This window comes from Parabacteroides sp. Marseille-P3160, assembly GCF_900162725.1.
In the GTDB taxonomy this organism is placed as follows: domain Bacteria; phylum Bacteroidota; class Bacteroidia; order Bacteroidales; family Tannerellaceae; genus Marseille-P3160.
In genome coordinates, this window is the sequence record NZ_LT799418.1 from 1,447,053 (window position 1) to 1,467,758 (window position 20,706).

Genomic DNA, 20,706 nt, shown 5'->3' on the forward strand with positions numbered 1-20,706 from the left:
GAGAGCAACATTAGCAAGATTCGGGTCGTTTCTTTCATGAAATTCTTTTAGATTTGCACTGTCCACGAAATAAAAAGAATGGAAATGAATGCACAGCAACAAACTAATTTCGAACGGATCCGGAAAGCGATAGAGTATATTTACACGCACTATCGGCAGCAGCCTGCGCTGGAAGATATTGCCCGGCAGATGGGGATGAGTCCTTTTCATTTCCAGCGCATTTTTACCGAATGGGCCGGAGTCAGCCCCAAGAAGTTTCTTCAATATGTCAGTCTGGAAAATGCGAAGAAGATGTTGCGTGAAGGCAGATCAAGCCTTTTCGATGCAGCCATGGAGACCGGCTTGTCCGGAACCGGGCGTTTGCACGATCTCTTTATCCGGGTGGAAGGCATGACGCCGGGTGAGTATAAAAACGGCGGCGCCGGATTGAATGTCCGGTATTCTTTTCATCCAACCCCCTTAGGTAGGATTCTGACAGCGTCTACCGGCAAAGGGCTTTGTTTCATGGGATTTGCAGATGAGGAAGTAGCGGCGCTGAATGAGTTGAAGGCTCTTTTCCCGCAGGCAAAATGGGAAGAAGGTGCGGACGTTCATCAGCAACAAGCTTTGCATTTTTTTGAGCCTGACAGGGAATCTCAAGGTGAACTGAAATTATATCTTAAAGGTACTGATTTCCAACTGAAAGTCTGGGAGGCTTTGCTGAAGATACCGGAAGGTTGCTTAGTCACTTATGGCGATATAGCCCGCGAAATAGGCCGTCCGCAAGCGAACCGGGCGGTAGGGACAGCCGTAGGCAGCAATCCTGTTTCACTCTGGATTCCTTGTCACCGGGTCATTCGTTCTACCGGTCTCATCGGAGGCTACCACTGGGGCTCCTTCCGCAAAATGGCTTTAATCGCGCGTGAAAGCAGTATAACCAATAATTCGTCCCTCGACGATTAGGCATAAAAAAAGCGATTATCATATTAGAGATAATCGCTTTTTATTAGACTGATTGTGATTCTTTACTTCAAAATTAATATTATTGTTGTCCCAATATGTGCAAATAAGCCATTGATAAAGGATAAGCCAACAAACAGATAAGAATAAACAGGACAACTGAAACCCACAACAGAGCAACTGATACCTAAAACGATAACAGCAAAATTAGCAACAAAGAACTCAGACCATTCTAATTGTAGATTGGATATTTCCTGAGCCCATTTCTTCCAATTCAACATATATTCTTCCAATATATGTGCTGCATAAGCGACCGTCAGTATCCAAAAAGGCAAATTGTCCATATTGTTATTTTGACTGAACAAAGGACCAATGGGTATGTAAGATTTCCCACTTATTAGTTGAATTTAATCTGTAAACCTCTGTACAGTTCATCTTGAACGCCATACCACCCCTATGAGCCTCATAATTATATGTTAGGACAGCGGTATCCGAAGATAGTTGCACGGTGGGATTTATCATTTCATATTGGTCGATTTTAATCTTCCCCCTGATAATGTTATAATAATCTTCCAATGCCTTCTTCCCTTCAAGTTTTTGCTCGAAAGCAGGGTCAATATAGACAACTTCAGTAGAAGATAAGTTTATAAATCCATCAGGATTTCCGTTGTTCCATAACTCTAAAGCATGCTTCTCTAAAGCTATAATCGAAGTCTTGATATTTTCATTGCTTTCGCTCATAAAACTATGTATTTAGAATCACTAACAAATTTAGTAAATATTTGAAAAATAGAGGTTGTAATTTTACGAAACTATCTTTCTAAGTTTGATTAAGCTAACGATTCGCCTTGAAGTGTCATCCGCCTTTCGATAGCATAAGGAGTATAACTCAGCTTGGAATACAGCAGAATACCCTTTGTGTTGGTGTTGAAACAAGAAATATGTATCTCCGAAACATTGTATTTTGTCAAATGGATGCTTTGCTTTCGGAAACATGAAGAATAGTTCTCCAGCACATTGAGGCAGATTGCAGACTTCCTCGAAATTACTGATCTTTATAGGTCTGTATGATAGGCTTTTGATTATTTTTATTAACATAACTATATCCTTTAGCTGAATGCCATTTTCATAGATTGGAGTGTCGTAAATATCCGTAAAGTAATTTTTTCTGATATCGTCTTTGTAACAAAAGCCTATCCACACACCGCATATTGTTTTTGAATTCTATTCATCGTTATCTTTATAGTTTAAGTACCTATAAGTATTCATAAGTGCTTATAAGTTCCATTTCGTCTTCAAATAAGTTTCGATACAATTATGGTACAAATGATGATAAAAAATAATCAAGAACAATAGCATTCAAGAACTTTATTAAAAATAAAATAGGATGTAAACCAAATGTTTACATCCTATTTCTAATATTTATCAATTATTTCTAATCGCCTTTTACTTCACTTCCTCGAAGTCGACATCGGTGACGTCTCCTTTGTTGTCGGTGCCGGTATTGCTGTTGCTGCTGCTACCTGCTCCTGCGTTGGGGTTGGCTCCGGCTTGGGCTCCGCTTTGCGCCTGAGAATTGTAGATGTCCTGGCTGGCAGCTTGGAAGACGGTGTTCAATTCAGCTGTTGCTGCATCGATTGCATTCACATCCTGAATCTTGTGGGCGTCTTTCAATTTGTTCAAAGCGGCTTCAATCGAGGCCTTCTTGTCCGCAGGTAACTTGTCTCCCAAATCCTTCAATTGCTTTTCCGTCTGGAAAATCAAACTATCGGCCTGGTTCAACTTGTCGATGCGTTCCTTTTCTTTTCTGTCGGCTTCGGCATTGGCGGCAGCTTCTTCCCTCATCCGCTTAACTTCATCATCACTCAAACCACTGGATGCTTCAATACGGATACTTTGCGTTTTGCCGGTTCCCTTGTCTTTCGCGGAAACATTCAGGATACCATTGGCATCGATATCGAATGTCACTTCAATCTGTGGGACACCACGCGCTGCATTAGGTATGCCATCCAAGTGGAAACGGCCGATTGACTTATTGTCTTTGGCCAAAGGACGTTCGCCCTGCAAGATATGAATTTCAACGGAAGGCTGGTTGTCGACCGCGGTGGTAAACACTTCGGATTTCTTTGTCGGAATGGTTGTATTTGACTCGATTAATTTTGTCATCACGCCACCCATGGTTTCAATACCTAAGGACAAAGGCGTTACATCCAACAACAAGACATCTTTCACTTCACCGGTCAACACACCGCCTTGGATAGCGGCACCGACAGCAACCACCTCATCCGGGTTTACACCTTTGGATGGAGTTTTGCCGAAGAACTTTTCTACGATCGATTGAATGGCAGGAATACGGGTTGAACCACCTACCAAGATCACTTCATCTATGTCGGATGTTGTCAAACCGGCATCGGCGACCGCTTTTTTACACGGTTCGAGGCAAGCCTGAATCAAAGAATCGGTCAGTTGTTCGAATTTGGCGCGGGTTAATGTCTTTACCAAGTGTTTGGGAATTCCATTGACCGGCATGATATACGGCAAGTTAATTTCCGTACTCGTTGAACTTGACAATTCAATTTTTGCCTTTTCGGCAGCTTCTTTCAACCGTTGCAAAGCCATCGGGTCTTTACGTAAGTCGAGACCTTCTTCTTTCTGGAACTCTTCAGCCAACCAATCGATGATTTTATGGTCGAAGTCATCTCCTCCCAAGTGGGTATCCCCATTGGTCGATTTTACTTCAAATACACCGTCACCCAATTCAAGGATGGATATATCAAATGTACCTCCACCCAAGTCGAATACGGCAATTTTCATGTCTTTGGACGATTTGTCCAAACCATAAGCCAATGCGGCAGCAGTCGGTTCGTTCACGATACGGCGCACTTGCAATCCGGCGATTTCCCCGGCTTCCTTTGTAGCTTGGCGTTGAGCGTCGCTGAAGTAAGCGGGGACCGTGATGACCGCTTCCGTTACTTCCTGCCCCAAATAATCTTCCGCCGTCTTTTTCATCTTCTGAAGTATCATTGCGGATATTTCCTGCGGGGTGTATAGACGGCCGTCGATGTCAACCCGAGGCGTATTATTCTCACCCCGTACCACTTTGTAAGGCACACGGGCTATTTCTTTCGTTACCTGATCATACGTTTCTCCCATAAAACGCTTGATGGAGAAAATCGTTCTCTGCGGGTTCGTGATGGCCTGACGTTTAGCCGGGTCTCCTACTTTCCGTTCTCCGCCTTCAACGAAAGCGACGATGGAAGGCGTAGTTCTTTTTCCTTCGCTGTTCGCGATGACTACCGGTTCGTTTCCTTCCAGAACGGCAACACAGGAGTTTGTTGTTCCTAAGTCTATTCCAATAATTTTTCCCATAATTTTATACTTTATATTTGTTGTTATTTAATTCTGTTTTGATCCTTTATTCTGGATATGTCAAATTGTGTGCCAAAACAGGAAAAAAGTAGCATCTTTTTGGAATGGCAGGTCGGCTGACAAGAAGTCATAAATCCTACCTGTTTGATTTTTAATAGAAAACAAATGGGATGGGCAAAAACTTTGTTCTCGTGTTTTTTGCGTCAGACTGTCAGCAAGAGTGGAGGCTATCCAGAATCGAGGGTGAAAATCCATAAGGTTGGGCTCAGGATTCTTTTCGCACGGTTATATGGAAGCATCCTTGCTTGCGTTCATGCTTGATGTAGCAACGCTTGGCTTTTTGCAAGTCGCGAAGCGTCATAGCAAGCGCCATTTTTAGATCTTCTGCCGGGATATTCAGGGTATCTTTTTCGTCCACTTTAGGAAAGCGGTTCCATGAAATATCGAACGTCGTACCATAAAGGTGGGCGGAATTCAGAGACGAATTGAAGTTTCTTTTCCGTAGTTTCGAAATATCTTCGGTCGTGCGCGTAATGCTGGTTACCAGCAAGCGGTAGAGAGGTGCATTATGATTCTTGAGTGTATCCTGGAAATTCGTACCTATATCTTTCAGTAATTTTTCGGCCTCCGGTACTAAAAAAGGAATGGAGTGGGTTAATTCTTCTACGTCATAGTAATCATTCGAGCGGATTTCTTTCATCTTCCGGGAAGCGTGTTTGGCTTTTTCCCTCGATGCCACAGGTTCGATTCCCAAGGTTTTGGCAGAAGAGAGGTGCAAATCGTTGAGGTCGTTGAAATCCCGGTTATAGCTGCCGTTGAACCAAATGCGGATCAATTCTCCCCGCTTTTCTTTGCAAGACAAGACGATACCGAGTGTCAGCAGGCTGAATAACAGCAAGAAAATATAATTTACTATTTTTTTCATCCTTGGTAAGTTGTTCAGCGTCCAAAGTTAGGGAATCTTGTTGAAATAAAAGAGTTCGTTCACTGAATTTTCAGCAAGACAATTACAGGCAAAAAATATACGTATGAAAAATCATACGTATATTTCGACACTCATTTTAGATAGAACTTATTTGGATTGCAGAGATGTCAGATTGTTGTTATGTTGTTTGTTGATCTGTTCTAATTCGGCGGACAGCGTCTTTTGGTCAGGATTCAGGAATCCGTATTGGTGATTATATGTTTGCCCTTCGGACAATATCCATTTCAAGAAATTCTTTATTTCGGGATTATTGTTTTGGTATACGAAACCGATCGCTTCCACTGGAATCAGGTCGATCTCCTCCGATTCGATTAATGCAATGGTTTTGTCGATATTCGAAGCTTCCAAAGCCTCCCGTTGTTCTTTCTTCAGGTCCAGAGGGACAATTGCCAAGTCTTTTTTCAACTGACGGGTATCCGTGTCGTAGATATAACTCAGGTTGTTGAACGTGATTCCTGAAGGATCCTTTTTTATGGCATGAAGAAGATAGATATCATCACCCGATATTTTTTTCCCCTTCAGACTTGCCGGAGTATATCCGAAATGCGAAGCGAAAGCGGAAGCAACCGATTCTTCGTTGTTTCCCGAATAGATGGTTGCATTCAAGTCGTTTTTGGAAGGGGCAGACGCATCTTCATCCAATATATCCTTTTCAAAGAAAAGTTCTTTCAGTCTTTTATTATTCAATTTCTTCTTGCTCAGTTTGTCGAGTGTCGGGTTTTGAGTGTTGGCCACCGGTAGCAATGCATACCGGCCAATGTAGGAAACGAATTGGCCCGGTTGCAATTCATCTTCGGATACTTTGGAAATAACCAGATCAACATCTGCATTGGGAGCCGTCTGTTTGTCCGCGATTTTCAGTACCACCTGGGTGTTTTTTTTGCTGTATTCATTGATCCATTTTTCAATCAGGGGAGTCGTGAATTTGGGACTCTTTATATAGATGGTCTCCTCCTGAGGTTTTTGTGCGGCAAGTGTGCCGGCAAAAAGCAATAGAGCAACAAGCTGTACGAATTTCGATCTGTTCATAAGTCTTATTAATTAATTAGTTTTTATCTTTCGGATTATGTTCGTTTTATCACATTCTATCTTTCTATGCTGCAAATGTATGCCTAGTCTCCCAACAGGGCAATACCCTCAATGTGGTATATTTAAGGTTATGTCAAAATACAAGTTGGACTCGCTTATCCACTTAAAAAATTGATAACTATGAATGAACTCAACCATAACTGTGAACGAACGCAATCATAACTATGAATGTGCGTATTCATAGTTATGAATTTTGGCAGGATTTCCTTTTGACACTGCTCCGAAGATGCATCTTAAATATATAATAATCTTGGCTTATAGCTTTAACCTTTTACAAACATAAGAACTTAGGATTAATCCCTAAAATGGCAATTCAGTCGGAGAGAGTTTCCTTTTTAATTGTTTTATCTGTATATTGCATTCGTATTCTGTTTTTTATGTTTCATGCATTTAATATACTTATCCTATGAGAACACTTATTTGTATTGCGGGGCTTTTTCTTTCTGCTTCTATCCATTTAATGGCTTGTACAACAGCTATTATTTCGGGAAAAGGTACACCGGACGGTCGTCCTCTATTGTTTAAACAGCGGGATACGGGGAGTTTGCAGAATAAACTGATGTCTTTTTCCGATGGAAAGTATGAATATATCGGTATTGTGAATACGAGCGATACGTTGGGCTTGGAAGTTTGGGGCGGTTATAATAGTACCGGTTTCGCGATAATGAATTCGGCCTCTTATAATCTGAACCCTCCTTCCAATAAGAACCGGGAAGAACGGGAAGGTATTGTTATGAAAAAGGCTTTGCAAGCTTGTGCGACCTTGGCTGATTTTGAAAAACTGTTGGATACGCTTCCCCGGCCGCTGTTAGTCAGCGCGAATTTCGGAGTGATTGATGCCCAAGGTGGAGCGGCTTATTATGAAACAGGGGACGATCATTACGTAAAATATGATGTGAACGACTCGAAAATAGCCCCTTCCGGTTATCTTATTCGAACAAATTTTTCTTATTCGGGTGATCGGACGAGGGATATGGGATTGAGTCGTTACCAGCAGGCTACTGTCTTATTTTATCAAGCTGCTCTATGCAGTGGACTTACCCCCGAATTCCTACTCAAAGATGTGGCCCGTTGCCTGACGCACGGTCTGACGGGAACCAACCTGCGGGAAAACCTTCCTACAACAGCCGAACAGCCTGCCTTTGTTCCTTTTCGCGATTATATTATCCGCTACAGTACGGCCTCTGCCATAGCCGTCCAGGGAGTAAAGAAAGGAGAAGCACTCGAAATGACTACGATGTGGACCTTGTTGGGCTCCCCTTTGACAACGGTTGCAATTCCGGTCTGGCTTAATCCCCGGCATATTTATCCTTCTATTATGTTGGCTGACTCTAAGGAAAAGGCCCAGCTATGTGATTGGTCGCTTTCCTTGAAGAACCGATTGTTTCCCATCCAATATGGCGAAGGGAGTGATTATCTGAATTGGGCAGCTTTACTCTCGGCAGACGGGAAAGGAATTTTGCAGAAACTGGCTCCTCTGGAAGAACTGTTATGGAAGAAATCGTCAGAACTGCTTTCGGAATGGAGGCAACAAGGCAAACGCCCGGAAAAACTGAAGGAGTATGCACAATGGGTTGATCAGACGGTGAGTGAATATTATTATCAAGTCATGCAGGTTACTACGGCAAAATAAACGTCTAGAAATAGCATCCGATTAATGGTGGCGAAGATAGATAAGTTATTAAATAATCTTTATATTTGTAAAGTCTATTACTCATTTAATCCGACCTTTTAAAAAAACAAATAATGAAAGAGTTTTTTACCACGATGGAATCACTTCAGGCAATTTATTGGTATATCGCCTGCGGTTCCAGTTTTGTTTTTATTTTGCTGACTGTTGCTTCACTTGTAGGAGGGGGAGATGCCGATATGGAAACACATGCAGGTGAAATGGAAAATCCGCTTCATCTTCTGTCCCTCCGTAATATTGTAAATTTTCTTTTAGGTTTTGGATGGTCAGGCGTTGCATTTTATTCCGTTTTCAGTTCCAAATTGATCTTAGGACTTGTTTCTCTTTTTGTCGGTTGTCTTTTTGCCCTGATTTTTCTGATTGTCATTAAAGCTTTTCTGAAACTGAGTGAAGATAATACGGTGAAGATCGAAGACATGATCGGAAAGACAGGAAATGTCTATCTGAAGATCCCTCCATTAAAGGGAGGGAAAGGGAAAGTGCTGATTAGTATCAATGGTTCGGTTCGGGAGATGGAAGCTGTGACAACCGGCAACACAGAGCTTAAAACGGGAGGCAACGTGAAAGTCGTCCGTATAGAAGGAAATACATTAGTTGTGACTAAGATGGATTAAATCAAAAACAAATAAATTAATTATGGAATCAGGAATTGTTCTTCTTATCGGAGTGCTGGCTATCGTGCTGGTCGTACTCATGTTGTTTCTTGCCTCTCGCTACAAGCGTTGTCCATCAGATAAAATATTGGTCATCTATGGTAAGACGGGGGGATCTTCCGCCCGGTGCGTACATGGGGGAGGTAGTTTCATCTGGCCGGTCATCCAGGATTATGCCTTTCTGGACTTAAAGCCGATTTCGATCGAGGCGAATTTGAAAAGCGCTTTGAGCCGTCAAAACATCCGGGTAGATGTGCCATGCCGGTTTACAATTGCGATTTCGACCGATCCGGAAACAATGAGCACGGCAGCCGAACGTTTGTTAGGGCTTTCACCGGTTCAGATTCAGGAATTGTCGCAGGATATACTGTTCGGGCAACTGCGTTTGGTAATCGCCACCATGACAATCGAAGAAATCAATTCCGATCGCGATAAGTTTTTGGATAATATCTCCATCAATGTCGATGCTGAGCTTCGGAAGATTGGTTTGAAATTAATCAATGTGAATGTAACGGACATCAACGATGAGTCCGGATATATTGATGCTTTGGGAAAAGAAGCGGCTGCAAAGGCGATTAATGAAGCGAAAGTGAGCGTCGCCGAACAGGAGAAAATCGGTGAAACAGGAAAAGCGGGAGCCGACCGGGAACGGGATGTACAGATTGCCGAGACGAACCGGGATCGGGATGTGAAAATTGCGAATACGCAAAAAGACCGGGAGGTCAGTATTGCGCAAGCCGAAAGGGATGAACTTATCGGAAAGGCTGAAGCAGCCAGGGATACGCGTGTGAAGACTTCCGAGGCGAACGCAATTGCCATTCAGGGGGAAAATGGAGCGAAAATAACCATTGCCAATTCGGATGCAACCCGTCGCGAGCGCGAGGCGGAAGCGATGCGGCTTGCTATTTCGGCAGAAAAGGTACAACAGGCGAAAGCCCTGGAGGAAGCCTACCAAGCGGAGCAAAAAGCGGAATTAGCCCGTTCGGAAAGGGAACGCTCTACACAGATTGCGAATGTAGTCGTCCCGGCTGAAATAGAAAAGCAGAAGATGATCATTGACGCGCAGGGAGAAGCCGAGAAAGTGAGAATACAGGCAAAAGGAGAAGCGGATGCGATCTTTGCAAAGATGGATGCGGAAGCGCGCGGTTTATATGAAATCCTGACAAAGCAAGCGGAAGGTTATCGGGAGATGGTGAAAGCTGCAGGCGGCAATGCTACGGATGCTTACCAATTACTGTTGATCGAAAAGTTGCCGGAATTGGTTAAAACACAGGTCGAAGCGATTAAAAATATTAAGATCGACAAGGTGACGGTTTGGGATAATGCCTCTGGTAAGGACGGGGAAGGAAAAACTTCAACCGCTAATTTTGTTTCGGGATTGATGAAAAGCGTACCACCACTGAACGATCTTTTCAACCTGGCTGGCATGAACCTGCCTTCTTATCTTAAAGGAGTCGATACGAAAGAAGCCGGTTCGAATGAAGCTCCCGTCCCTGATAAGTAAACCTCTATAAAAACTAAAGTCACATACATCTATGGGAAGGTACAAATGAATTGGCGGGTTTTTTGATAATTTTTGTTGGGATTAGGCATCCTTGTAGCGAACTCAGGGAAAAAGAGTCTTAATCTTTTCTTATCAGCGGAAATTCTTCTTTTCTAAAATAAATGAATTACTTTTGCGGCTGATAGGTAAGGAGATGAAGATTAGGTATAAATCGATATTCGGCTCGTTTCTGCTGGTAATTTTTGTAAGTTACTATGTGGGGATAACGGCTTTTACCCATACTCACTTCTTTCCGCATTACAGTATTACTCATTCACACCCTTTCTTACCCGGAGCGGACGGATTGCCGCATCATACGCATAGCCAGGCCGCTTTTGAACTCATTGGAGCATTGAACTCCATCCTGCTGGACTGGATGCCGGCTTCTATGCTCTCTTTGTTTTCCGTCCTTTTGTTTTGCGTTTTTACGGCACCCGTTCGGACGACGAAAAGAACAATTCTATCGGGACCTCATCTGAGAGCTCCTCCGGTTTCATATCTATATAATTGTTGAGATTTTTATTGCCGTAAGGGCGGCAACCAATTATTATTTTCATAAAAAGATACTTATTAGATATGAAACATAAGTTATTACTCATGTTTCCCTTGCTGTTTGCATGTGCTTGCCATTCTCCGAAAGAGGAGGACGGAGGTTCGTCTGCAATGACTTTGCGGGGAGATACCTTGCAAATCGGGGAGAAATCTCCGGTATTGGGGAAATTGAAAACAGAGAAAATCAGCACCGAACCATATCGGATGGAGTTTTCCACATCCGGTGTCGTACGGGCGATTCCGACCGGTTACGCCGAAATAGCACCTCCTTTTGCGGGACGGATCACCCGGACATTCATTCGCTTGGGGCAAAAAGTGTCGGAAGGAAGTCCCCTCTTTGAAATCAGTTCTCCTTCCTTCTTTGAAACGGGTAAATCATACTACCAGGCAAAGCAGGAGTTGGAGCTGGCCCTTAAGAACCTGAACAGGGAACGGGATTTGTTTAAAAATAAAGTCGGCGTCCAAAAAGAGTTGGAAGAGGCGGAGGCAGACTATGAATTAAAGAAAAAGGAATTGGAGAACTGGATAGCCTCGCTGAAAGTTTACCAGATCGATCCGCAGAAACTGATAGTGGGACAACCGTTGGTTGTCCGCTCTCCGATCAGCGGGGAGATTGTCCTGGACCGAATTGTCATCGGACAATATTTTAAGGAAGACGCGGAACCCGTGGCTGTCGTGGCGAATCTGAATAAAGTCTGGTTCGTGGCGAATATTAAGGAAAAGGATTTACATCTTCTCCGGTCTTCGGAAGAGGTGGAGATCCGGCTGGTCGCTTTGCCCGACCGGCCGATAAAGGGTAAGATTTACCATATCAGCGAGCTTTTGGATGAAGAAACACGCTCGGTGGAATTGCTGATCGAATGTGATAACCGGGAACGGTTAATGAAACCGTCGATGTATGGAACCGTGCGGCTGAGCGACCATGAAACGGAAGTTATCCGGGTGCCCGCGTCAGCTCTCCTGCAAGAGGAAGCGGGAAGTTATGTATGGGTGTCGCTCGGAAAGAACTCTTTCCGGAAACAACCGGTGTCAGCCGGGGAGACGAAAGAGGGGAAAACGGTCATTCTTTCGGGACTGGTTCCCGGAGAGGAATTAGTGACAACCGGGGCCTTTTATTTACTTGATGCACAGTAATCGCGATGAAGAAGATTATTTATCTGGCGTTACATCGACGGGGTTTGATGTTCGTCCTTTTTGTGTTTTTGGCTCTGGTCGGTTATTATTGCTGGAAGCAACTGGCGATTGACGCCTATCCCGACATTGCGGATACGACCGTACAGGTCGTTACACAAGTTCCCGGATTGGCTGCCGAAGAGATCGAGCAGCAGATCAGTATTCCTATTGAACGGGCAATGAACGGCTTGCCGGGATTAAGTGTGATGCGTAGTAAAAATACGTTCGGATTATCCACGATTATCCTTGTTTTTGATGATGGAATTGATGATTATTGGGCGAGGCAACGGGTACAAGAACGGCTGACGGACGTGGAACTGCCCTATGACGCTGTTCCCGGATTAAATCCACTGACTTCTCCGACGGGTGAGATCTTCCGTTATATTCTGGAAAGCGACCATCAGAATTTGAGGGAGTTGACGGACTTGCATAAATGGGTCGTGATTCCACGGCTCAAACAGGTGACGGGTGTGGCCGACGTCAGTAATTATGGAGGAATCACCACTCAGTATCAGATAGAGATCGATCCCCGGAAAATGGAGCAATACGATGTTACGCTCGATGATATTACCGGAAAAATCGAAAAGAATAATGTCAATGCCGGCGGAAGTATGCTGAGTCATGGCGACCTGAGCTATGTGATTCGTGGAATCGGATTGGTAAGGGATCTGGAAGACTTGGGGCGGATTGTCATTAAAACGGAGAAGGGAATGCCGGTTTATCTTAGCGATCTGGGTACATTGAAATACGGAACATTGGAGCGAAAAGGCGTGCTCGGATTCAAGGACAAAGAACGGAACTATTCCGACGGTGTGGAAGGTATCGTGCAGATGCTCCGCGGGCAAAACCCTTCCCGGGTGCTCGAAGGGGTTCATGCCGCTGTAGAGGAACTGAATAGCGATATCTTGCCCAAGGGCACGAAGCTGCATGTTTTCATGGATCGTACCGATCTGGTAAATACGACATTGAATACGGTATCGCATACCTTGTTCGAAGGAATGGTACTGGTCGTTCTGGTATTGATTCTCTTCCTGGGGAATTGGCGGGGCGCCCTGTTGGTAGCCATCACGATCCCGCTTTCCCTGTTAATCGCTTTTATCCTGATGCATCTGACCAATATCCCGGCCAACTTGCTTTCTTTGGGAGCTATCGATTTCGGTATATTGGTCGACGGATCGATTGTCATGATGGAGACTATACTGAAGAAGCGCGAACGGAATCCGGAGGAGGTATTGGATGAGGAAAGCGTCTTGGGCCGGGCCAGGGAAGTAGCCCGCCCGATCTTCTTTTCCACATTGATCATTATCACGGCCTATTTGCCGTTATTCGCTTTCGAACATATTGAAAAGAAATTGTTTACGCCGATGGCTTATACGATCGGCTATGCGTTGGTCGGAGCGTTGTGTGTCGCCTTGCTGCTGATCCCGGGACTGGCCTTCTATGCTTACCGGAAACCGGGGAAAATCTATCATAATAAATGGTTGGAAAAACTTTCCGACGGTTATCACCGGCAGACGGTTCACATATTGAAACGCCCCAAGCAGGTGATCGTACCTCTTCTCGTGATCCTACTGGCCGCCGGAGCGTTGAGCTATACGGTTGGAAAGGACTTTCTGCCTCCTCTGGATGAAGGTTCCATCTGGATACAGGTTCAACTGCCTCCGGGCATTTCGATCGAGAAGTCAAAAGAGATGGGAGCAGAATTGCGTAAAGTCATTTCCGGTTTCGAGGAAGTTTCGTATGTCATGACCCAGGTAGGGCGCGATGATGAGGGGGCGGAGGCTTTTTCTCTTTCCCATGTGGAATGTGCAGTCGGTTTGAAACCCTATAACACGTGGAAACGGGGAAAGACAAAGGCGGATCTGATAGACGAAATGTCGCAGAAATTATCTACCCTGCCTGGTTATACTGTCGGATTTTCCCAACCGATCATCGATATGGTAATGGATCAGATTGCCGGTGCTCATAGTGACCTGGCGCTCAAGATCTATAATGACGATGTCGTGGAAACCCGCCATATGGCCGAACAGATTGTCCGCTTGTTGAAAGAGATTCCGGGAGCGGCGGATGTCACAATCGATCAGGAACCTCCGATGCCCCAATTGCAAATTATTGCCGACCGGGAGCGGATTGCCCGGTACGGGCTCAATGTTTCGGATGTTACCGACCTGGTCGAAATGGCTATCGGAGGAAGTGCGATCTCCCGGATATTCGTCGGAAGCAAGAGTTATGACGTGACTTGTCGCTTCATCGAAGAGAGTCGTGACACTCCCGAGAAGATAGGAAACCTGCTGCTTACCACCACTGACGGGAAGAAGATTCCCCTTTCACAAGTGGCTCAGATAAAGATGACTGCCGGCGCCAGTACCATTACGCGGGAAATGAACCAGCGCCATCTGACGGTCCGTGTCAACCTGCGGGGTGTGGACTTGACCGCTTTCCTGGAACAGGCCAATCGGTTGATATCAAAAGAGGTTAAATATAATCCGGAGCAAGTTCACCTGAAATGGGCGGGGCAGTTTGAAAACCAACGCCGGGCCTATCAACGATTGGGTGCGGTGGTGCCAATGGCCTTGGGAATTATGTTGATGCTTTTGTTCTGGGCTTGCGGGAAATTCCGTCAGGCGGCTCTGATGATGTGCGTGGTGCCGTTAGCGATATTCGGCGGTATGCTGGCGTTGAATTTGCGCGGAATGACACTCAATGTTTCTTCGGCTGTCGGATTTATTGCGTTGATAGGAGTGGCCATCCAGAATGGAGTGATCATGATAACCCATATCAATTACCTCCGGCTTCACGGGGAAGACTTGATGACTGCGGTTGTCGATGGAACCCGTCACCGTTTCCGCCCGATTCTGATGACAGCTACCGTTGCCATTTTGGGCTTGTTGCCGGCTTCGGTCAGTACCGGCATCGGCTCGGATGTCCAGCGGCCTCTGGCAACGGTCATTGTTTACGGACTTTTGTTTTCTACCGTCATTACACTTTATGTATTGCCGTCTTTCTATTATCTGATCGAAAAACGCGCATTGGATAAGGAGAGTCAAACAACGTTACAAGATGAAAAATAGAATAATCGTTTTCCTGTTATTGACAGGGATCTTTTTCCCGGTTATGGCAGGGCAGCCTTTGCTCCCTTTGTCATACCGGCAGTATATGGAGAAGGTGATTGCCGGCAATTTTGAATATGCGGCCGAGCGCTTGAAGGTCTCCGTTTCGGATGCCGAACTGGTAGCGTCCAAGGTCTTTAACGATCCGAATCTTTCGGTTTCTTATTTTAATAATGAGAATTCCTCGCTTAAAATGGGAGAGGGCGTCGAAGTCGAACTGAGCAAGACTTTTACGTTGGGTAAACGCGGAGCCGGCATTGCCTTGGCCAAGAGTGAGAAGCAACTGGCCGAAGCACTGCTTGAAGATTATTTGCGCAATCTGCAGGCAGACGCAACTTTGGCTTATCTGGAGGCGATAAAGCAGAACGAAGTTTATAAGGTGAAAGCCAACTCTTATGGAGCGGTACGCCGCTTGGCCGAGAGTGACAGCCTGCGGCATGCTTTGGGAAAGATAAAAGAGGTGGATGCGATTCAGAGCCGTGTCGAGGCGGATATGATCCGCAATGAATTGAAACAGGCCCAAGTAGAATTACTCAATGCCTTTGGCCGATTGAATCTTTATACCGGAACGCAAGGCAAGGACTCCGTTTTTCAGCCGGATGCCCGGCTGGAAAGCAAATCCCGTGAATTTATTCTGCAGAATTTGCTCCGTTCGGCCGGTGAAAACCGAAGCGATATAGTAGCCGCCCTGAAAAACAAAGAGGTAGCAAGCCGCGCCTTAACCGTCACGCGCCGTGAACGCAATACGGATATCGACCTGTCGCTTGCGGTTAGCCGGAATGCCCGCGTGCATAACGAGGAAGCGCCGGCTCCTCCGTTTACGGGAATTACGGCGGGGATTGCTATTCCTTTGAAATTTTCTAATTTCAATAAAGGAGCGGTTCATGCAGCCCGCTTCCGTGAACAGCAGGCTGAAGCGCAGTATCAGCAGGCCTTGCTCCAGGTAGAAACCGAAGTCATGCAGGCCTTTCGTAACTATGAATCTTATTCCGAGCAAGTGCAACATTATGAGAAAGGGCTTTTGCAAGCGGCCCGCGAAGTCATTGAAGGGAAAACATACAGCTACGACAGGGGGGAGGTTTCTTTATTGGAAGTGCTGGATGCCCAGCGTACGTTTGACGACGTACAAACCCAATACATAGAGACTCTCTATCAAAGCAATGCCGCACTGGTGGAACTGGAGCGTAGCGCCGGTCTCTGGGACCTGGAATTCTAAATCGATTCGGTGGCGGGAAGTTTTTATCCTGCAGTCTGTATTGGGTGATGCCATAGTAAAGTCGGAAAAAAAGATGAGGTTGCCTAAAAAGCACTGAGCCGCCCAGAAAATCCAGTATATTCATTTATGAAATCCAGTATACTCATTTATAAAATCCAGTGCACTCATTTATAAAATTCAGTGCACTGGATTTTTTCCGTATAAGTTACGGCTTTTGGGACAAGTTACAGCCCCTTTTCTTATCCGGATACTTCCTTCGGGAAAGTAAGGAGACTAATTTAATATCAGTTCGATTACCGGAACTTCCACGTCCGGGCGTTCTACCGGAAGGGACAGGATGACATCGTCTTCACCCGTACTTTCTGTCGTATGGGAACCTTTCACTGCTTGCGTGCGGAACTGGATTTCCGAATCGTCATTCAGCAGTTGGGCATACTTGATCCTTCCTTTGTAACCGGGGAGATTCAATGATTTGAACGGCCATTCCAATACGTGGATGTATAGCCGCTTCGTTTCCGGGTTGTAGGTAAGGAAGCAGTTTTGCGGAACTTTAAAATCATCCGGCGCTTGCGTACAACCGTAAATAGAACGACTGTGGAACTTCATCCACCGGCCGATGGCGCTCAGCCGTTCGTCCGCCCGGTCGTCGAAAACACCACGTGCCGTCGGACCTACGTTCAGCAACAGGTTTCCCCCTTTACTGACTGTTTCGATCAGCATGACTACCAATTGATGCGGGCTTTTCCACGTATATTCGTCCCGGTAGTATCCCCACGAGCCGGAGAAGGTTTGGCAGGTCTCCCAAGGGACGCGAACACCGTTTACAGTCGGCCATTCCTGCGGCATAAACTGTTCGGGAGTCACAAAATCCCATCCCCACGTCGTGTCGTCCAAATCCAGGCGGTTGTCTACTAAAATCTGAGGTTGAAGTTTGCGGATCACTTTCAACAATCCTTCAGCATCCCAGTCTTCATGTCCCTTGCCCTCTTCCCCGGGGTATGAAAAGTCGAGAAATAGTTCGTCGATTTGTCCGTATTGGGTCAGAAGTTCTGTTAATTGATCCTTCATATACTGTTGATACTTTTTCAGATTCCTTTTCTCATTGGCCTTAACCCTCTCTTCCTTAGTCTGGGGAGCATTAGGGTGCATGCGGTCGTAGGGGAAATCAGGATGGTGCCAGTCGATCAACGAGTAGTAAAATCCGATCTGGATGCCCGCGTTGCGAAACGCCTCCACGAAAGGCCGGATTAAATCTTTCTTATAAGGCGTGTTTGTTACCTTGAAGTCCGTATATTTACTATCCCAAAGGCAGAATCCGTCATGATGTTTGGTTGTGATCACCACGTATTTTACTCCTGCAGCTTTGGCTTTGGCCGCCCATTCTTCGGGATTATACAGATCGGGGTTAAAATGGTCGAAATAGGTTTGGTATGCCTCGTCACTAATCCGTTCTCTGTTTTTCACCCATTCGTGACGGGCAGGCAAAGCGTAAATTCCCCAATGAATGAACATCCCGAACCGATCATGTGTCCACCATTGCATGCGTTTTGTTTTTTGTTCCGGCGTTTCTTTCGCCCAGAGTGGCGTGTCGTTTTGTGCTGAAACCTTTTCCTGTATTGATAGGAAGAAGGACAGGCCGAGTAAGAAAAAAATAGTCTTTTTCATCATGTTTTGTTTAATTAGTTAGAAATAGTTTGGCTACAATAATTTAATTGATTCTATTATGTGAGATTTTGGGAATAAAAATAGCTACAATTTATCTGGTAACAAAAACGAACCGCCTTTTTTCTCTCTTTGTGTGTCTAAATATAGTCTTACCTCGTCCATAAATTTGCAATCAAACTTAAGATAAAACCCGTTTAAAACCTATCATAACCGATGTTTTGTTTATCTGCATAAATAAATAAGGCAGCTACCTGTTTTGGTAACTGCCTTATTTCCAGCGGAGAAAGCGGGATTCGAACCCGCGAAACCCTTTAGGGGTTTACACGCTTTCCAGGCGTGCCTCTTCAACCACTCGAGCATCTCTCCTTGCTTACGGGGTGCGAATTTAGTCAATAGGATTGAATATTTCACTATAATCCGCATGAAAATTGCGTTTTTCTCTTGCGTTTTGTGCGCAAGTCAATAAGGATCCGTTTAACCTTTCTTCTTTTTTAATACATTGTTTAACCAGGCGAAACCCAGGATCGCGGAGCATAGGGAGGCTAAAAGGATAAATAATTTAGAATCATTGATAAAATGGCTATTTCCCTTGAATGCCAATAGCGTAATGAATATCGACATTGTAAATCCGATGCCGCCGAGCATGCCTGCACCTGCCAACTCTTTCCATTTTACTCCGGAAGGGAGATGGCAGAGTTTGGCTTTGACCGATAGGTAGGAGAAAAGCGTGATGCCGATCGGTTTTCCGATAATTAATCCGGCCAGAATACCGATGGCGAAGGGTTCTCCCAGAGCGGCGTCCCAGTTGCCTTCAACCTGTATGGCCGTATTGGCTAAAGCAAATAAAGGTAGGACGAGAAAAGCAACCGGGTAGTGCAGGTAGTTGCGTATGCGTATGGATAGGCAATCCGGATTTCTTTTTTCAAAAGGGATTGCTATGGCCAGCAGCACGCCGGCGATCGTGGCATGTACTCCTGAATGCAACATCCAGTACCACATCAGTACTCCTCCGATCAGATAAGGGAATAGGCTCTTTACCTTGAAATATTTGTTGAGAATCAGTAACAGGGCGAATACTGCAAGCGAGGCTCCCAAGTATACCCAGGAAAGTGAGGTGGAGTAGAAAAGGGCGATGACCAGAATGGCTCCTAAATCGTCAATAACCGCCAAGGCCGTTAGGAAAACTTTCAGGGCGAGCGGAACGCGGCTACCTAAAAGAGATAAGATCCCTAACGCAAAAGCTATATCCGTAGCCATCGGGATTCCGAACCCCGAATGGGTGGCGGTACCGGCGTTGAATAAGAGATAGATTGCAGCAGGAACCAGCATGCCCCCGATGGCTGCTATCATCGGTAAGTATGCAGTCTTGCGGTTCGACAGTTCGCCTTCACTGAGGTCCTGGACCAACTCGAGTCCGACCAGAAGAAAAAAGAGCGCCATCAATCCGTCGTTAATCCAGAGTGCCAGGCTATGCCCGCCGAGCGGATAATCCCAGTAGGAGAGATAGACCTCGCCAACACTCGAATTTGCAATTAATAAAGATATCAGTGTGCAGGCAATTAATATCAATCCACCTGATTTTTCACTGGAGATGAATCGTTTCCAGGTTGTTTTTATTAGGTTCATTTTTTACTCGAGTTTGCCTTAAAGATACGAACTTTGGAAAAAGTGGAAGGTAAAATCAATAAGTTCCTTTGCTTTTTCGCTGTTTTAGGATGACATAAAGGATGACGGGCGTACCGAACAATGGGGTAATTGCGTTCAGCGGAATGATGCCGGCGCTGCCCGGAAGGTGGCTGATGAGGTTGCATAACAGGGCCATGACCGATCCGGAAAGGATGGTGACCGGCAGAAGTGATTTATGGTTGGAGGTTTTCAATATAAGACGTGCCATATGGGGGACGGCTAAACCGAGAAAGGAAATCGGGCCGCAAAAGGCGGTCGTGACCGCGGTCAGCAATCCGGTGCAGAACAGGATCATCAGACGTACGGCCCGCACCTTGATTCCCAAATTGATGGCATAGTTTTCTCCCAGCAACAGAGCATTCAGCGGCTTAATGAGCAACAGGGAAAAGATCAGCCCTGCGGATACCGCAATGATATAAAAAGGGAGTTGCGCGGATGAAACGCCAGAGAAGTCACCCATACCCCAGATGGTATAGACGAAAACACTTTCACTGGTACTCCAGAATTTCATCAACGTAATGAGAGAGGAGGAGAGGTAGCCTACCATAATACCGATGATCAGAAGGAGGATATTATTGCGTACGATCGACGAGAAAGCGATGATAATCCCCAAGACAAGCAAAGAGCCGAGGAAAGCCCCCAGTACGATTATAAGGGAATGGGGCAGGAAGAAGGAGGAAAAACCGCTGAATGCGCTCCCGATGGTGAGCATGACAACCGCCACGCCTAAGCTGGCGCCCGAGCTGATACCCAGAATTCCGGGATCGGCCAATGGATTCCGAAAGAAAGTTTGAAGCATTAACCCCGAGACGGCCAGCGCTCCGCCGGTGAAGAGCGCGGTGACGGCCTGGGGAAGTCGCGATTCCAGTACGATCTGTTGCCAAGCTTCCCTTTCCGCCGAATGCCCGAGCATAATATTCCAAACGCTTGGAGCAGGAATCCGCACGGAACCGAACAGCAGGTTGGCAAAGAAAAGCAAAGCGATTGCCAGCAGCAGTAAAAATGAATATGTGATTCCGGAGGATACTTTCATCAA

At 45.5% G+C, this 20,706-nt stretch carries 16 protein-coding genes and 1 tRNA gene; 8 read left to right on the forward strand and 9 right to left on the reverse strand.

Annotated features, from left to right (window positions below; translation table 11 throughout):
* Positions 1–84 precede the first annotated feature (84 nt).
* The gene (locus tag BQ8014_RS05865) at positions 85–942 is read left to right on the forward strand and encodes a bifunctional transcriptional activator/DNA repair enzyme AdaA (protein WP_080905839.1); all 858 of its coding nucleotides are present in this window, start codon (positions 85–87) and stop codon (positions 940–942) included.
* 62 nt (positions 943–1,004) lie between these two features.
* On the opposite strand, the gene BQ8014_RS05870 is transcribed toward BQ8014_RS05865, so the two are convergent.
* From BQ8014_RS05870 to BQ8014_RS05895, 5 genes are all read right to left on the reverse strand, one after another.
* Positions 1,005–1,283 carry a hypothetical protein gene (locus BQ8014_RS05870; RefSeq protein WP_080903557.1) on the reverse strand — a complete coding sequence of 93 codons (279 nt, stop codon included), beginning with the start codon at positions 1,281–1,283 and terminating at the stop codon, positions 1,005–1,007.
* A 4-nt stretch (positions 1,284–1,287) separates the two neighbouring features.
* Positions 1,288–1,680, reverse strand: coding sequence for a YybH family protein (locus BQ8014_RS05875; RefSeq protein ID WP_080903558.1), 393 nt, complete (start codon positions 1,678–1,680; stop codon positions 1,288–1,290).
* A 705-nt stretch (positions 1,681–2,385) separates the two neighbouring features.
* The gene (dnaK, locus tag BQ8014_RS05885; RefSeq protein WP_080903559.1) at positions 2,386–4,308 is read right to left on the reverse strand and encodes a molecular chaperone DnaK; all 1,923 of its coding nucleotides are present in this window, start codon (positions 4,306–4,308) and stop codon (positions 2,386–2,388) included.
* 265 nt (positions 4,309–4,573) lie between these two features.
* Positions 4,574–5,233, reverse strand: coding sequence for a DUF5715 family protein (locus BQ8014_RS05890; RefSeq protein WP_080903560.1), 660 nt, complete (start codon positions 5,231–5,233; stop codon positions 4,574–4,576).
* Between the two features lie 147 nt (positions 5,234–5,380).
* Complete coding sequence (locus BQ8014_RS05895; RefSeq protein ID WP_080903561.1) at positions 5,381–6,322, reverse strand: type 2 periplasmic-binding domain-containing protein; 942 nt, start codon at positions 6,320–6,322, stop codon at positions 5,381–5,383.
* A 466-nt stretch (positions 6,323–6,788) separates the two neighbouring features.
* Here BQ8014_RS05895 and BQ8014_RS05900 point away from each other — a divergent pair, with 466 nt between their 5' ends.
* The 7 genes from BQ8014_RS05900 (at position 6,789) to BQ8014_RS05930 (ending at position 16,319) form a co-directional block, all read left to right on the forward strand.
* Positions 6,789–8,015, forward strand: a complete 1,227-nt coding sequence (locus BQ8014_RS05900) for a C45 family peptidase (protein ID WP_080903562.1) — start codon at positions 6,789–6,791, stop codon at positions 8,013–8,015.
* A 113-nt stretch (positions 8,016–8,128) separates the two neighbouring features.
* A complete protein-coding gene (locus BQ8014_RS05905) occupies positions 8,129–8,686 on the forward strand; it encodes an NfeD family protein (protein WP_080903563.1) in 558 nt (185 codons plus the stop codon).
* A 22-nt stretch (positions 8,687–8,708) separates the two neighbouring features.
* On the forward strand, positions 8,709–10,229 hold the full coding sequence (locus BQ8014_RS05910; RefSeq protein ID WP_080903564.1) for a flotillin family protein: 1,521 nt from the start codon (positions 8,709–8,711) through the stop codon (positions 10,227–10,229).
* A gap of 193 nt (positions 10,230–10,422) precedes the next feature.
* The gene (locus BQ8014_RS19680; protein WP_234997992.1) at positions 10,423–10,782 is read left to right on the forward strand and encodes a hypothetical protein; all 360 of its coding nucleotides are present in this window, start codon (positions 10,423–10,425) and stop codon (positions 10,780–10,782) included.
* A gap of 62 nt (positions 10,783–10,844) precedes the next feature.
* The gene (locus BQ8014_RS05920) at positions 10,845–11,954 is read left to right on the forward strand and encodes an efflux RND transporter periplasmic adaptor subunit (protein ID WP_080903566.1); all 1,110 of its coding nucleotides are present in this window, start codon (positions 10,845–10,847) and stop codon (positions 11,952–11,954) included.
* 5 nt (positions 11,955–11,959) lie between these two features.
* A complete protein-coding gene (locus BQ8014_RS05925; protein ID WP_080903567.1) occupies positions 11,960–15,064 on the forward strand; it encodes an efflux RND transporter permease subunit in 3,105 nt (1,034 codons plus the stop codon).
* Positions 15,054–16,319, forward strand: a complete 1,266-nt coding sequence (locus BQ8014_RS05930; RefSeq protein ID WP_080903568.1) for a TolC family protein — start codon at positions 15,054–15,056, stop codon at positions 16,317–16,319. Before BQ8014_RS05925 ends, BQ8014_RS05930 begins: the two co-directional genes overlap by 11 nt.
* Positions 16,320–16,592: 273 nt before the next feature.
* On the opposite strand, the gene BQ8014_RS05935 is transcribed toward BQ8014_RS05930, so the two are convergent.
* The 4 genes from BQ8014_RS05935 to BQ8014_RS05950 form a co-directional block, all read right to left on the reverse strand.
* Positions 16,593–17,984, reverse strand: a complete 1,392-nt coding sequence (locus tag BQ8014_RS05935; RefSeq protein ID WP_080905840.1) for an alpha-L-fucosidase — start codon at positions 17,982–17,984, stop codon at positions 16,593–16,595.
* Between the two features lie 278 nt (positions 17,985–18,262).
* Positions 18,263–18,350: transfer RNA gene (locus BQ8014_RS05940), tRNA-Ser, on the reverse strand.
* Between the two features lie 108 nt (positions 18,351–18,458).
* The gene (gene nhaA, locus BQ8014_RS05945; RefSeq protein ID WP_080903569.1) at positions 18,459–19,610 is read right to left on the reverse strand and encodes a Na+/H+ antiporter NhaA; all 1,152 of its coding nucleotides are present in this window, start codon (positions 19,608–19,610) and stop codon (positions 18,459–18,461) included.
* Positions 19,611–19,665: 55 nt separating this feature from the next.
* Positions 19,666–20,703: an iron ABC transporter permease gene (locus tag BQ8014_RS05950; RefSeq protein WP_080903570.1), complete on the reverse strand. Its 1,038-nt coding sequence runs from the start codon at positions 20,701–20,703 to the stop codon at positions 19,666–19,668.
* Positions 20,704–20,706 lie beyond the last annotated feature (3 nt).